The 12,991-nt window shown below is 44.7% G+C and carries 13 protein-coding genes; 4 read left to right on the top strand and 9 right to left on the bottom strand.

The features are described from left to right. Positions 1-208: 208 nt before the first annotated feature. From XZ46_RS22465 to XZ46_RS22455, 4 genes are all read left to right on the top strand, one after another. The gene (locus XZ46_RS22465) at positions 209-1,222 is read left to right on the top strand and encodes a Gfo/Idh/MocA family protein (protein WP_006623254.1); all 1,014 of its coding nucleotides are present in this window, start codon (positions 209-211) and stop codon (positions 1,220-1,222) included. A 481-nt stretch (positions 1,223-1,703) separates the two neighbouring features. After that, positions 1,704-5,483, top strand: coding sequence for a hypothetical protein (locus tag XZ46_RS22460; protein ID WP_006623252.1), 3,780 nt, complete (start codon positions 1,704-1,706; stop codon positions 5,481-5,483). Between the two features lie 220 nt (positions 5,484-5,703). Continuing rightward, entirely contained in the window at positions 5,704-5,880 is a 177-nt protein-coding gene (locus XZ46_RS35575) for a hypothetical protein (protein WP_008054248.1), read from the top strand. 80 nt (positions 5,881-5,960) lie between these two features. Then, a complete protein-coding gene (locus XZ46_RS22455; RefSeq protein ID WP_006623250.1) occupies positions 5,961-7,379 on the top strand; it encodes a peptidoglycan-binding domain-containing protein in 1,419 nt (472 codons plus the stop codon). A 5-nt stretch (positions 7,380-7,384) separates the two neighbouring features. Here XZ46_RS22455 and XZ46_RS22450 read toward each other — a convergent pair whose 3' ends face one another. From XZ46_RS22450 to XZ46_RS22410, 9 genes are all read right to left on the bottom strand, one after another. Continuing rightward, positions 7,385-8,566 carry an RNA-guided endonuclease InsQ/TnpB family protein gene (locus XZ46_RS22450; protein ID WP_071533553.1) on the bottom strand — a complete coding sequence of 394 codons (1,182 nt, stop codon included), beginning with the start codon at positions 8,564-8,566 and terminating at the stop codon, positions 7,385-7,387. Beyond that, on the bottom strand, positions 8,487-9,074 hold the full coding sequence (locus tag XZ46_RS22445; RefSeq protein ID WP_006669633.1) for an IS607 family transposase: 588 nt from the start codon (positions 9,072-9,074) through the stop codon (positions 8,487-8,489). The genes XZ46_RS22450 and XZ46_RS22445 overlap by 80 nt, the downstream gene beginning before the upstream one ends. A gap of 228 nt (positions 9,075-9,302) precedes the next feature. After that, on the bottom strand, positions 9,303-10,484 hold the full coding sequence (locus XZ46_RS22440) for an IS110 family transposase (protein WP_230428073.1): 1,182 nt from the start codon (positions 10,482-10,484) through the stop codon (positions 9,303-9,305). 339 nt (positions 10,485-10,823) lie between these two features. Further along, positions 10,824-11,315 carry a hypothetical protein gene (locus tag XZ46_RS22435; protein ID WP_228116400.1) on the bottom strand — a complete coding sequence of 164 codons (492 nt, stop codon included), beginning with the start codon at positions 11,313-11,315 and terminating at the stop codon, positions 10,824-10,826. Further along, the gene (locus XZ46_RS22430) at positions 11,305-11,571 is read right to left on the bottom strand and encodes a hypothetical protein (RefSeq protein WP_006623245.1); all 267 of its coding nucleotides are present in this window, start codon (positions 11,569-11,571) and stop codon (positions 11,305-11,307) included. The genes XZ46_RS22435 and XZ46_RS22430 overlap by 11 nt, the downstream gene beginning before the upstream one ends. Beyond that, positions 11,568-11,768 (bottom strand): hypothetical protein, encoded by a 201-nt coding sequence (locus tag XZ46_RS22425; protein ID WP_006623244.1) that lies wholly within the window; start codon positions 11,766-11,768, stop codon positions 11,568-11,570. The genes XZ46_RS22430 and XZ46_RS22425 overlap by 4 nt, the downstream gene beginning before the upstream one ends. Then, positions 11,749-12,150: a hypothetical protein gene (locus XZ46_RS22420; RefSeq protein ID WP_008054202.1), complete on the bottom strand. Its 402-nt coding sequence runs from the start codon at positions 12,148-12,150 to the stop codon at positions 11,749-11,751. Before XZ46_RS22420 ends, XZ46_RS22425 begins: the two co-directional genes overlap by 20 nt. A 263-nt stretch (positions 12,151-12,413) precedes the next feature. Further along, entirely contained in the window at positions 12,414-12,635 is a 222-nt protein-coding gene (locus XZ46_RS22415; protein ID WP_008054200.1) for a hypothetical protein, read from the bottom strand. Next, positions 12,625-12,894: a hypothetical protein gene (locus tag XZ46_RS22410; RefSeq protein WP_006669629.1), complete on the bottom strand. Its 270-nt coding sequence runs from the start codon at positions 12,892-12,894 to the stop codon at positions 12,625-12,627. The genes XZ46_RS22415 and XZ46_RS22410 overlap by 11 nt, the downstream gene beginning before the upstream one ends. Between the last annotated feature and the right edge of the window lie 97 nt (positions 12,895-12,991).

The following is a 12,991-nucleotide window of genomic DNA, read 5'->3' as shown; positions in this document are numbered from 1 at the left end:
GGAAAAACACGAGGTTGTAAAACCTTTCGCGGCCATATTATGAATGGTTTTTGTTATAAATTTTTCTAATTACATCCCAATTGCTTATATCTTATCTGGCCAGCCTATAGGGCCAGGTGGTTGCATAGTCGTCAGCATAAGGGATAATAATGGATGAGCTAGGGTTTTAAGCCTTAGTCATATCTCCCTAAAATATATCAGTCTGTAGATGACAGCCAGTAATTTTTCTAATACAATTTCTAACCCTTCCACTATTCGCGTCGGTTTGGTGGGAACTGGGTATGTTGCTAAGTCCCGCGCCCAAACCCTCAACTCTGATCCTCGATCGCATTTAGTGGCGGTTACCGGTCATAGTCCAGAAACTACAGCAGCCTTCTGTCAAGAGTTTAATGCGGAATTAGTCCCTAATTGGCTGGAATTGGTACAGCGAGACGATTTAGACCTGATTATGATTAGCACCATTAACCGCGATCATGGTGCGATCGCAAAAGCCGCCCTGGAAAATGATAAGCACGTGGTGGTTGAATATCCCCTTTGTCTCGATCCTCAAGAGGGTGAGGAGTTGCTCGCCTTGGCTTCAATGCGCCATAAACTCCTTCATGTGGAACATCTGGAACTTTTGGGAGGATTGCACAATTCTATTAAACCATCTTTAGAGGCGATCGGAACCATATTTTATGCCCGCTACAGCACTATTAACCCCCAACGTCCGGCTTATGATCGCTGGACCTACCAAAATTCTCTGTTTGGTTTTCCCTTGGTGGGGGCGCTTTCCCGTTTACATCGTTTGACTGACCTATTTGGTGCTGTGGCTTCTGTAAACGCCCAGAGTCGGTTTTGGAATGTCGATGGCGATCGTTATCGTTCCTGTTGGTGTCAGACTCAGTTACACTTTACCTGTGGGACCATTGGTGAGGTCGTCTACGGAAAAGGCGAAACCTTTTGGGAGTCCGAAAACCTTTTTACCCTTTATGGGGAAGCCGGAACTTTGATATTTACCCCAAAAGAGGGCAAATTACTACGGGGAGATACTCCTCAACCCATTGAAGTCGGAAGTCGTAGCGGTTTGTTTGCGCGGGATACTACTATGGTTCTCGATCACCTTTTTGACGGAACGCCTCTTTATGTTTCTGTCGCAGATAGTCTTTATACCCTGAAAGTAGCTGATGCGGCTAGACGGTCTGCTGAAACAGGCGAAACTGTGATTTTAACCCAGAGTTAATCTAATGGCATTGAACATCAGTGACAATTTCGGTATCACCACTAATAGTTGGGTAAGCTGATCATAATGTTCTAACAACATGATATTAAGATTAGCCCGCATTTGAGCCATTAGACGAAGAAGAGAGAGAAATGGTAATTTAGTCGCTGAAATCATGGCTGGGTTTGAACTGTGGTGGTTGGTTTATGCTTTGATCCTATTCACAGTTCATCCCTACCGCTACCGAAATTATGACACTGTTTTAATTGGGGTCCCTAGGAACTAAATTCCCCAATCTGCCATCTATGTAACTGCTTTAGTTCCTTAACCAAGGCAATGGATGATCAGCCAGTTGATTAATTGGCACAAATTCCCCATCCTTTCGCCTGTACTAGCTTCATTATATATTTAGGCGATCAACTTGGCAAATCTTGCCAAAATCATTTTTCGATGCCAGAATGGTTCCACTCACCTATTAACATGAATTAACTATCCTCAAACTATGTCCTCACCCTGGGAACGATGGATCGCGGTTAAAGTTATCATTAATCCAGATAATCCAGATCTGTTGGATGGTTTGGAATATTGGCTAGAATTAGGTTTAATTTCTCAAGAACAGGTTAAACAACTCTGTAAGCTGCATCTAAGTCAACCTCTACCCCTACCGCCACCTTCCCGCGTATATCATCCCCCTGTTAGGAAAGCTCAACCACCTATTATTAGGGAACCTCAAACTACTTTCACCGCCACATTACCGCCCAACATTACCCCCGTATTTACCCAATTATTACAGTCTTTCAAAGCTGAACTCAGTGTGCGTTGGCTGCTATTTTTAGGACTGTTTATGGTGGTGGTATCTTCCGGCGTACTGGCGGCGAGTCAGTGGGAAAGATTCCCCGCTTTTGCACAATATGGAGTATTACTAGCTTATACTTTGGCATTTTGGGTAGGTAGCCAATGGACGGAAAAACAGAATAACTTAACCTTGACTGCTGCTACTTTGCGTCAAGTTACCTTACTGTTAATTCCCCTCAATTTTTGGGCAATGGATGGCTTGGGATTATGGGGATATCCCCTAGGATGGATCACCATTGCGATCGCCACCTTCCTGCTATCCAGTACCACCATTAAACTCTATTCTACACCATCAGTTCCCCAGAAGCTACAACTCGCCAATTTATTACTTGTCAGTTCCCTTCACTGGGGGTGGAGTTGGTCAAACTTTCCCATAATTGCCATTTATTTAGCCGTAATTATCACCGCATCTATATCCTTCTATACTCGCCAAAAACTCAATCATCAACCCTTAGCTAATCGTGATATCGCGCTGTTAATTTATAGCCTAATTATTATCCTTAGTCGCGGCATCTTTGTCGCCGAACTCCCCCTTAATGGTTTAGGGTTGGCTGTAGGGATTTGTGGCTGGTTAATCTACTATTTTTCCTCACCTTTAATAAATCGTGGCGGCTACGGATTACTACTTTTAGGGTGGTTAATTTCTCTGATATCCTATCCTTGGCACGGTTTTCTAATTAGCGCTTTGGTAATTTCTATCTGGACTAAACACCTGCGAAACTCTTGGCGACGGCGGGATTTATTAGTAATCTTTACCATAGGATTACAGATGGTTTGGTTACTAGGACTCATGATTCCTAGTGGTATGAGACAAACTACTATTATCACTGCTGCTGAAATTACTAACAGCCAAAATTACCCTTGGTCACTACTTAGCTTAACCTGGTTTCCCTATCTGATTTTGATGCTGGCGGTTACTGAGTGGCTGTATCAAATACCTAAGCGTAAATTGGCATTATTTGGCGAGCAAATCGCATTATTATTAGGAGTCTTTTTAGCCTTGTTGGGGGTGATTAATCCTCTCACGCGATCGCTTAATTTAATCGCCTCAACTTTCACCTTAGCCGTAGTTACTAAACGCCGAAACTATCGCCCACCATTTCGAGTATATGTAACCCATATCACCGCTTTACTAGCTTTGGTGAGTAGCATCAACTGGCTAATTCCTACTCTTAACTATACCGAGTGGTCGATAATTTTATTGTCGCTAATGGTAGCAGAATTTGGCTTATATGTCGCCAGTCATCATTACTTTATATCTCGATATGATACCCCAGATCATAGTTGGGGAAAAAGTGGTTTTTATCTAGGTTTAGTCTTGGCGGGTTGTAGCTATCTCCTACTTAGCAATAGCATTGAACCTGTCAATTTAATCTGGTTAATCACACCTTTGGGCTTGACTTTTGTCGGGAAATATGGTAGCAATTCAAAACAAAAACAATCCGCTGAATTAGCCATTGTGACTACAGTAGTCGCGCAACTGTTGACAGTCGAAATACCTGTAATTCGGGCGATATCTTTAGGTATAAGCACCGTCATAATTGCCATTAACTCCTATTATATACGTCGGCTAATTGTAGCGGCGATCGCTGTAGGGTTTGGTCTCAGTTTCTTAACCGCTATCCTCTGGGAATTCCCGATAATTTCTAGCTTAGACTGGTTACTTATTAACGCCATAGTATTTAATAGTCTGTGGATATTACGGCATAATTTACTCAACCGGGAAGCCTCGTTATCCCAACTCTATAGACAAGCAGCAGACCTGTGGGGAACTTCACTGGCGGCGATACAGTTACTACTGCTCACCTTTCATTCTCTGTTAGTTTTTCAACAACAAAGACAACCGAGTTTATTCGCTGTCATAATCATCGCTTTAACTGTAGCAGCCATAGTATTTCGGACTCAGACAGCCACTCTGTCAACTCGCAGTTTTGATAATGGTATTTATGGAACATTTTGGGGGATACAATTACTCGTATCTGAAATCTTGGCATTTTTACCGCACTCTTTAATTCTGTTGGCGATCGCTAATACAGCTTTAGGAATTATTGTCCAAATAGGCGGTGATTTGTGGCACAAAAAACACCCAGATTTGAGTCTACCCAAATCCCTGCAAGTTATCCCTTTATTATATGGTATATTGGGAACAGTTCTGCGATTTAATGAAATAGCCGTATGGACTGGCTTAAATAGCCTGGGATTTGCCTTTATTTTAATAGGAGTAGGACGGCGACATTCTTCATTAAAACCCCTAGTTTATTTGGGAATAGTCGGAGTATCCGTCGCCACCGGAGAAATGTTATTCCAGCAAGTGAGTTCCCAACCCCTAGCTAATCAATTAGTCGCCTTCACCGTATTAACTACCAGCTTCGTCTATCTGTATCGGATCTTATCATCAACCTTAGCCAGATATTTGAACCTGGCGGCGGCAGAAATTAAAGCGATCGCTCATTGCCATTGGTTAATCGCTAGTGTATTATTAGTAATATCATCTTTTATGCCCGGAAATACTAGTGCATTAGTAGGGTTAGGAAGTGGCATCCTTCTCAGTCGTTATGCGATCGTACAGGGTCGCAGTCATCCCCACCAACAACCACAAGATATCTGGGTTTATTTGGGTTTATTGCAAGCCGTAGCCATCCTTTATTATATGATTGATGTCCTGGGATGGGGAAATATTCTGTTTCCTTGGATAGGTGCGATCGCTTCTCTAATTGCCTATTATTTCTATATATTCCCCTGGGAAAATTGGGGATGGTCACAGACACCCTGGCGACGGTCTGCCATCATTTTCCCAATAGGAGCTATAGCAATTATTCATAGTTTCATTAATCCCCCCCAACTACCCTCCTGGTATATAGCCACCGTCATCACCGCCATTTTCTATGTATTCCTAGCCGAATTAAGTCAAAATATTCGCTTTACTTACATTAGTATTTTTCTGCTCAATTGGGTAATCTTAAAAGCCATTCTCGCCAGTCCAGCAGATACTTATTTACTGTGGCTAATCACCCCTCCCGCTTTATCAATGTTATATATTATACAGGTGGAACCCTACTTAAAAGGTTCCCAACGCCGACCCCTTCGACACCTAATCCGCATCATCAGTATTAGCTTAATTTGCGTAATCTCCTTATTAGAAAGTCAATGGGTAGGAATTATTCCCGGTCTCATTAGTTTAATCGCCATTGGTGCTGGTTTAAGCCTAAAAACTCGTGCTTTTCTGTACATTGGTACAGCCACATTTGTTATTAATATTGTCAATCAATTAATCATTTTAAACTCAGTTTACTCCTTTTTAAAATGGATAGTAGTTTTGATCGGCGGATTAATTTTTATCTGGGGTGCCGCCAACTTTGAAACCCGCAGAGACCAAATTCTTAGCCTATTCCAAAACTCCCTTCAAGAATTAGACAGGTGGGAATAGCAGCCCTAGACCTGTGAGGATGAATTGAGAGGAAATACCAGCCCCTGCTGACCCAGAGCCGATTTTGTTAACTTTCTTAAAAAACCCCCCGAATTTACCCACCGAATGTTAAGAAACTTATCTAAAGTTAAACCTTAATTTCAATTTAGCAACTTTTGCATCCACCCTCTCAATCATGGTGCTACAGTGGCAGCCATTGGAATTTATCATTCTAAAGACTATGTATAAACCCGAATCAGAACGTGATCCGATTGGTGCAGCCGTGACCGCTGGCTTAGGGGCTGGAGTAGCCACATCTTTCGCTGTTAGTCAAGGTCAAAGTCCTTGGGTAGCCTTGGGAATTACCGCTTTTTCAGTGGTTGTAGCGATGTTATGCGATCGCGCAGGTTTGGTATAAGTGATATAATGGAAAGGGAAGCCGCAACTTAGGTTTTTTTGGGTTAAGTGTTTCCCATTCCTATATTTTCCTGAAGAATTATGATGGAATCCTATGCTTATCTGTACCTCGCCCTGAGTTACGAAAATCCTCAGCAACTCATTCTCAACAGAAAACTATCTACTCTAGCCTATCGGTGGCTTCTGTCTCTAGGGACAGTGCTGCTGATTCTGAGCATAACTCATGCAGCCCAGGCAGTTTTAGCTATTGGGGATTTCGGACCCGAAGTTACCCAAATTCAGAACCGCCTCAGAGCATTAGGATATTTAAGCGCTAACGCCACCGGATACTTTGGTGAGGAAACTCAAAACGCAGTTATTCGGTTCCAGCGCGATAACCGTTTAGTCCAAGATGGCATAGTAGGTCCTAATACCGTTGTGGCTTTGATCGCAACCAACCAGAACGCCATCAGTCGGCCTCTCAATACTATCCCAGTCAGCGATCGCCAATTAATCGGTTTAGGATTAGGAGACAGCGGACCCGGAGTTACCAGCCTCCAAAATCGCCTGCGAAATCTTGGTTTTTTCAACAACAACTCCACCGGATATTTTGGACCAATCACCCGGGATGCCGTCATTCGTTTTCAGCAAGCCAACTTAATTGCAGCCACAGGTCTAGTTACAGAAGACACCCTAGCCATTCTCAATCGCGGCACAGGTAGCCTCGCTGGAAATGTTAGCCTTGGTCCCGGTAGTTTTGGCCCTATAGTCGGCTTAGTACAACGAGAATTGCAACGACTCGGTTTTTTCCCAGGTCAAATTACCAATTTTTATGATGAGGTAACATTCCAAGCCGTTCGTAACTTTCAAATGGTGAACGGTCTCACCCCCACAGGCTTTATTGGACCCACTACCCAAAGCCTTCTCGCCAGTCAACAGGTGTTGGGTCATGGTGGTATCACTTCCAACCCTACCAATGTTTCCATGAACCAATCTAATCCCTCCTCAATTCTCCTGCTGGGAAGTCGGGGAGCAGATGTAATTGCACTTCAGCAGCGATTACAGCAATTAGGGTACTATACAGGGATGATTGATGGGGTTTTTGGTGAATCTACCCGCGTGGCTGTCCTTCGCTTCCAACGGGATAATGCCATCACCCAAACAGGTCAAGTGGGACCCACCACCCAATTCCATTTAGCTAGGGCTACTATCCAACGCCCCATCATACCCGCAGCTCCAGCCGGTCCAGGGTTCGTCGTCAGACCTGTGGCAACTAATCCTAATACATATATAGCAATGGGTAACGCCGGAGAAAATGTGCGGCGCATTCAAAGGCGGTTAAGGGAGTTAGGCTTCTATAATGGCCCGATTAATGGTTTTTTTGACGGCCAGACCCAAAATGCTGTAATTCAATTTCAGCAAGCCTATAATATCACTACCACCGGGATTGTTGGACCGACTACAGAGACCTACTTATTTAACGTCACTCGGCCTAGTTTTGGTCATATCAATCAGCACTGATTCATTTAAGCTGAACATTCCTGAACATTGATTGACAATGCTCGGACTGTAACTATAGCAATACCATCATTGCTGACAGTAAAGGAGGAATCCCTCAAAGCACGTAACATTATATTACGTGCGCCATTCGCATCTCTAGGTGTTTGACTACCACAGTGGGGACACTTATGTATCTTCGCACCACCTAGTTGGGCGTGGCGATGTCCACACGCTCCACAGGTTTTAGATGTGTGACTTTCGCCCACATCAAGCACCACGCAACCACGCTTTGCTGCTTGATGTTTCAGAATTAACTTAAATCGATAATGAGCCCAAGTCAGCATACTTCTGACTGTTTTAGATCTAATTTTTCTTCTTGACTTGGCTACCATTTGGGAGGACTCGAAGCGAGGAAGAAAAATTAATCCATAGTTATTAGTCAGATAATGAGCTGTTTTTTTGTGTACTTCATCAATTAAGTTCCGAATCTTTTCTCGAATCCGATTAGCCGCTTTTCTCATTGAACGGCGTTGTTTAGCACTTACCTTAGTTGAACGACTAATTAAATCATCTAAATATTGACATAATCTCACGATTCGTCCCATGTCACCACTGCCAATTTCAATGACTTTATCGCCGTCATATCCGGTCAAAAAAGTTCTGACACCAGGATCTAAGGCAATTATTTTTTGGGAAGATGTATGCGTTGCGATTACGGGTTCAGGGAAAATAGCAAACCATAGGCCGCGCCGATAAACTAATTGAGTGCCGTACTCACATCTGACTGGTACCGGTTCACTTGCCTTAAACGATAGTGTTTTTGTTAACTGGCTGTACCATGTTCCTTTGGTGAAGTTAGAATCATTGAATTTGATTGTCTGTCGTGGGTTACGAATACTTCTGAACTTGGCATCACGGCTTGCCCTATATGCTTGATATGCGTCAAATATCGCGTTTTGTCTGATATGGCAAGGCGTTTCTTTCACCCATTGAGGTAAATCTGATTGCATTACCAGATTTCTTAACTTCAGCTTACCAATCATCCGCGTCGAGCTTCGCTGCATAGCGATGGCTTGGTTAAAACAATAACGGCAAGCCGCCAGCCATTTTTTCCAGGTTTTTTCCAGTTCAAGGCTTGGATAAATCCGGATCTTCTTTGATTGCAGACTTATACTTTCTGAGTCCGTAGAGTCGGCAACCGAAGACATGGACAATGGCAAGGATGTCTTCAACCAATTCTCGCTCTGGGGATAAACCGTCTTGCTTGAGAACCACGATTTTTGTACCATCTTGTTCACACAACCAAGAGATGAGGTCAAACCCGAAACGGGCGAGTCTGTCTTTGTGGGCAACCACAATAAATCCGACATCGCCTTTACGGACTCGCTCCCAAATGGCTCTAAGTCCTTTTCTTTGGAAATTAAGACCACTGGCGATATCAGTGACGAGCTCGGCGTTGGGGTAGACCTCGAGTAACTTTGCAACTTGGCGCGCAAGGTCTGCTTTTTGTCCGCGACTTGAAACGCGGGCATAAGCGATAATTGCCCGTTGCGTTCTCTCGTTTGATGAGACCGTGTAGGAGGCAATATCATATCGTCTCTGCCCTGATGGTGTCCTGAGCGCTTGAATTTTGCCGTTTTTTTCCCATCTTCTTAAAGTATGTAAGCATACACCAAAGTATTGAGCCGTTTCACTCGGTGATGTATATTTCGGCATTTAGCTCGCTGGTTGTGTACTTATCTAGCTTAGACTGATTGTTGAGTATTGTCAAGCAATGTTCAGTTAATCTGCTAACAGGACGTAACTCTGTCAGTATCAGTTCTATCCTACCCCCAAACTTTGAACAATAAAAAGCCCCGCCGAGACAATTAGTTAGCGGGGCTTTGTAATAAGACTATGAATGAAGTAGATTATCGCATATCCCACAGAGCCTTAAATAAAGTCTCAGCCAGCTTTCTGGATGTGGCATTCCTGGCAGCCTTGAGCGCCGCCCCCGGAAACTTTGTTCCCTTTGTGGTATGCTCTAGTCACCCAGTAGAGTCTAAGAGACTGAGCCTCTGGTGATTTGGAAAGGCAATCGTAGGGGGTCGTCGCGATCGCACCTCCACCCGGTTTCTGTTCGCGATGAGTCCCCTTCTCGATTGCCCGTACAACAAACTGATGCAAGGTTGATCGCGCCTCTTTACTTCCGGTAAAACTGCTACGAGTGTCAGCCTGCCCAGATTGCACTTGAGTAGCCCCCAACCCGCACAACTGCCGGAATCGTCGCATGGCTTTAGACTTGGGAAGGCATTTAAACATCTCATCAAAGGGTACGATCCGAGTGAGCAGCCAGCCTCGTTCGCGGGAACCAAAACCGAACTTATCAAACACCCGGTGGTAACAATCAAATTCTGGAAGGTTCAGGTAGCCGAGCATCTCCTGCTCTACCATTGCCTCCGACTGATGCCACATACAAATCTGTTGGGCTAGTCGGGCAGTCACTACACTAATGCCAGTCCCTTCACCCGCCGCGATCGCTTTCGCGTATTCATTGTCAAACTTGGTTTTAACCCCTTTGGGAATTTCCCAACTACCTTGGGAAGTCCAGCCACAAGCCCAAGCCCACCAAGCTGGCAGTTTGTCCGGATCTAGGTTCCCAGCTTCTCTTTTTACGTGAACTTTAGCCCTAGCTGGGAATTCATAGACCAGCCGCGACTTGGCTTGGTTTATGACTTGAGTGCGCCGCTTGGTAAAGGACTGAATATCTCTCAGGCATTGCTCAATTTTGGCAACCGCTGGCGGCCGCTCCCGTACCCAATACCGGCGATCATAATTGGTTTGGTAGTGCTGAAAGTAAGTAATCACCATGATGAGAGCATCATAGGGGTCAGATTTGTTGGAAGTTCCCCCATAGCTTTTCCGACTGTCCTTGATCATGGTTTGATCCGCTTTCAAGACTGGGATTCCTTCCCGATGGAGAGAGTCAATCCAGAACCTGCTATAAGTTCCGGTCGGCTCTAATACCACGACAGACGGCTCCAAAGACACCAGAAACTGGATAGACTTCGCGTTCGCTTCCAGTTTTCGGTGACACTCAGCAAATGCTGGGGAGTCGAAAAAATCCCGCACAGCACCGGTTGGCATCGATTCCAACCACACGGCATCGCACCACGACGAACTAACGTCAAGGCCTACTATTAAACTATTCATTTTTCCTGTTAAGTATGGTGGAAAATCACTCCCAAGAAGCTGTTACGGCTTTCGCCCATTCTATCCGGGGGAGTAAACTCGCCTAAGATCTAGCCGGGGTTGGAACCCAGCTAGAAATGATTACTGACTTCTGCCCCCAGTAAAACTGTGGGGAGGGAAACCTCCCATTTCGTAGTAGGGGGGCTAGTCATCAATGCGGAGGGAATCACCCGGTTATCCGCGACTTCCCCCCAGCAGCGGGAGGAAGTTTCGTCCTTTACCGGTCAGGACTCATCAGGCGGTGAAATCTAGATCTTGTAATTCAGCAAGTACATTTTCCAAGTCTGTAGAAATTTGCTCATGGCAGTAGTTAAGGTGTGCTGCGTAAATGTCAACATCTTGGTATGGTTTAACGTTAGTGGCAAAATCGATAACTCTTAGATGAGCAATGGTGTTATCAATACTTGCCTTAGCTTTTAATAAACAGTCCATAAGCGAGGTTGCATCTACTGTCAAATCAACCCATTCGTAAGGGGAATGTTTATCCTCATCGTCGGGAAGATTCTCGCTGTAGTTGTTGGCTTCTACTTTCACAACCCGTGCTAGCTGTTCCAAGTAGTTACTGATGTTTTCCCTGGTTAAGGGTTCATCGGGATTCGGGACTTGAGCTTTTAACCACAAAGAGGAAACCTGTACGCTAATGTTTTCAATGGACTTTAAGACTTCCTCTTTTAGCTGTTTGGTGTATTGGGTTTGTGGGTTTTGCTGGTTTGTGCTAGTCATCATCAGAGCCTCCAATTTTTTCAATGAGTTGGGGAATGAGTTTCCCGGCTTCCTGGGTGTTGGTAACAAATTTCTCTAGTTTGTTGAGAAATTGCTTTTGGGCGTGGGGTTTAGTGAGTTTGTCGCTAAAGCAGTAGCCAAAAATCTGGTCGATATCATAGTAGAGTTTCCTCACCATGTAGCTGATATCTAAAGCCTCCTCCTTAAACCCTGGCAGTCGCCTCAATTGTTCGTCCAGATGGTCGCGGTCATTGGTCACAATTTTTTAGCCTCCTTTAATCCTTGAGTGGTTAGGTCTTTGATTAGTTGTAGATAACCAATCACTTCGGCTAGATGTTCTGGCTTTTCCCTCGAAAAACCATCAAGGCGAACATTAATCCTCTCGGCGTAATCTTCAATACTGGCGGCGATATCTAGCAGGCCGCCTAAGTAGATTTCATTCTCCAGATTCTCCATGGTCTTCGGTGATAAAGGTTTTGGCTATTTCTAAGAAAAACTTAGTTTTTTTCAGGGCAGCAACCGCGTAGGATGCAAGCGCTTGTCGGGTAAACTCATCAAAGTGAGTAAACTCCTGAACAGATGGACTAGCCGAGAACATCTGCCAAGCCATAGAAATGAGAAGGCGATCGCCCGCGCTTGATTCATGGTTAGCAACAACTTCCCCGTTCTCGATCGCATCAAGCATTTTTTTCACATACTGCTTTTGGGGGTTGACTGCAATCTCCTGATTAAACCGATCCAAAAACGATTTGTGCAATGTGTTTAAGGCTTTGGGTTCTAAGTGTTGCAGCAAGATACTAAGTTGAGCGACTTTCTGTTCGTTGGTTAATTTTTTCATCCTTTCTGTCTCCAGATTGCTGGTGTAACTGATTGGCGGACACCGGGGGGGGAAGCGATCGCCTATCTATCCAGATGGGGAGAGAGACGATCGCCTATATCCTCACGGCGCGCGCACGTCTAGCATTAACCAGTCAGATGGTGCTATGATTAAGCGCCAATGGTGAGTAAGAGAAAGCGATCGCTCGCATAACTCTCGCATCAGAAACTCCTGACTGGCTTGCTTGGGGAAGGCTTGAGATAAGCAGCCCCAAGCCCTTTTATTTACTGACCGAGACTAAAGCTGGCAGCATCGAGATGTCGCACTACTTCATAACTCAGGCAGGTAGCCCTAAGCAGTTGACTTCTAACTTCTCTGTAGTCGGGGTTTTGTGACTCCAGAACTTCAATCATTTGTTGTAGGCAACGGGTTAGCTCCTGATTGGAAGTAGCCGCAGCCTGAAGTTTGATCCGTGCAAACGGGTCGTTACTGGGGCTAGTTGACATCGTAGTTTTTCACCTCCTCGTTAGGGCGACCGCTTAAAACGATCGCTCTCAGTTCATCCCCATTACTCCTCTGGTAAGTTGCCAGCATTTCATTGGCGAGATACCAGCTTTCCTTTAGCAGCCGACCAACCTGCTGAGTTGTTAATGGCAACTCATAGACAAGGCTAGGATTTTGCAGCAATGCTAAAAGGACGGATTTTGCTGTGTCGGAAACGGCAGAATGGGAGAGCGGAATCTCTCTTCTGTCTGGTGTTTCCATAGGATTTCCTCCAATTCATCGGGTGTATATTCGAGCATTTTGCTGATTAAACTCAGGTAGGCAAAAACCTCCTCTGGTGTTAGTGATTCGGACAAGT

Origin of the sequence: Limnospira indica PCC 8005 (assembly GCF_000973065.1) — a bacterium.
Classification (GTDB): Bacteria; Cyanobacteriota; Cyanobacteriia; order Cyanobacteriales; family Microcoleaceae; genus Limnospira; species Limnospira fusiformis.
This window is presented reverse-complemented; position numbering and strand designations above follow the sequence as displayed.

Bases quoted from the DNA above. Each gene is read 5' to 3' on its own strand.
- XZ46_RS22465 (WP_006623254.1), top strand. From the start codon at position 209: ATGACAGCCAGTAATTTTTCTAATACAATTTCTAACCCTTCCACTATT.
- XZ46_RS22460 (WP_006623252.1), top strand. From the start codon at position 1,704: ATGTCCTCACCCTGGGAACGATGGATCGCGGTTAAAGTTATCATTAAT.
- XZ46_RS35575 (WP_008054248.1), top strand. From the start codon at position 5,704: ATGTATAAACCCGAATCAGAACGTGATCCGATTGGTGCAGCCGTGACC.
- XZ46_RS22455 (WP_006623250.1), top strand. From the start codon at position 5,961: ATGATGGAATCCTATGCTTATCTGTACCTCGCCCTGAGTTACGAAAAT.
- XZ46_RS22450 (WP_071533553.1), bottom strand. From the start codon at position 8,566: ATGTCTTCGGTTGCCGACTCTACGGACTCAGAAAGTATAAGTCTGCAA.
- XZ46_RS22445 (WP_006669633.1), bottom strand. From the start codon at position 9,074: ATGCCGAAATATACATCACCGAGTGAAACGGCTCAATACTTTGGTGTA.
- XZ46_RS22440 (WP_230428073.1), bottom strand. From the start codon at position 10,484: ATGCCAACCGGTGCTGTGCGGGATTTTTTCGACTCCCCAGCATTTGCT.
- XZ46_RS22435 (WP_228116400.1), bottom strand. From the start codon at position 11,315: ATGATGACTAGCACAAACCAGCAAAACCCACAAACCCAATACACCAAA.
- XZ46_RS22425 (WP_006623244.1), bottom strand. From the start codon at position 11,768: ATGGAGAATCTGGAGAATGAAATCTACTTAGGCGGCCTGCTAGATATC.
- XZ46_RS22420 (WP_008054202.1), bottom strand. From the start codon at position 12,150: ATGAAAAAATTAACCAACGAACAGAAAGTCGCTCAACTTAGTATCTTG.
- XZ46_RS22415 (WP_008054200.1), bottom strand. From the start codon at position 12,635: ATGTCAACTAGCCCCAGTAACGACCCGTTTGCACGGATCAAACTTCAG.
- XZ46_RS22410 (WP_006669629.1), bottom strand. From the start codon at position 12,894: ATGGAAACACCAGACAGAAGAGAGATTCCGCTCTCCCATTCTGCCGTT.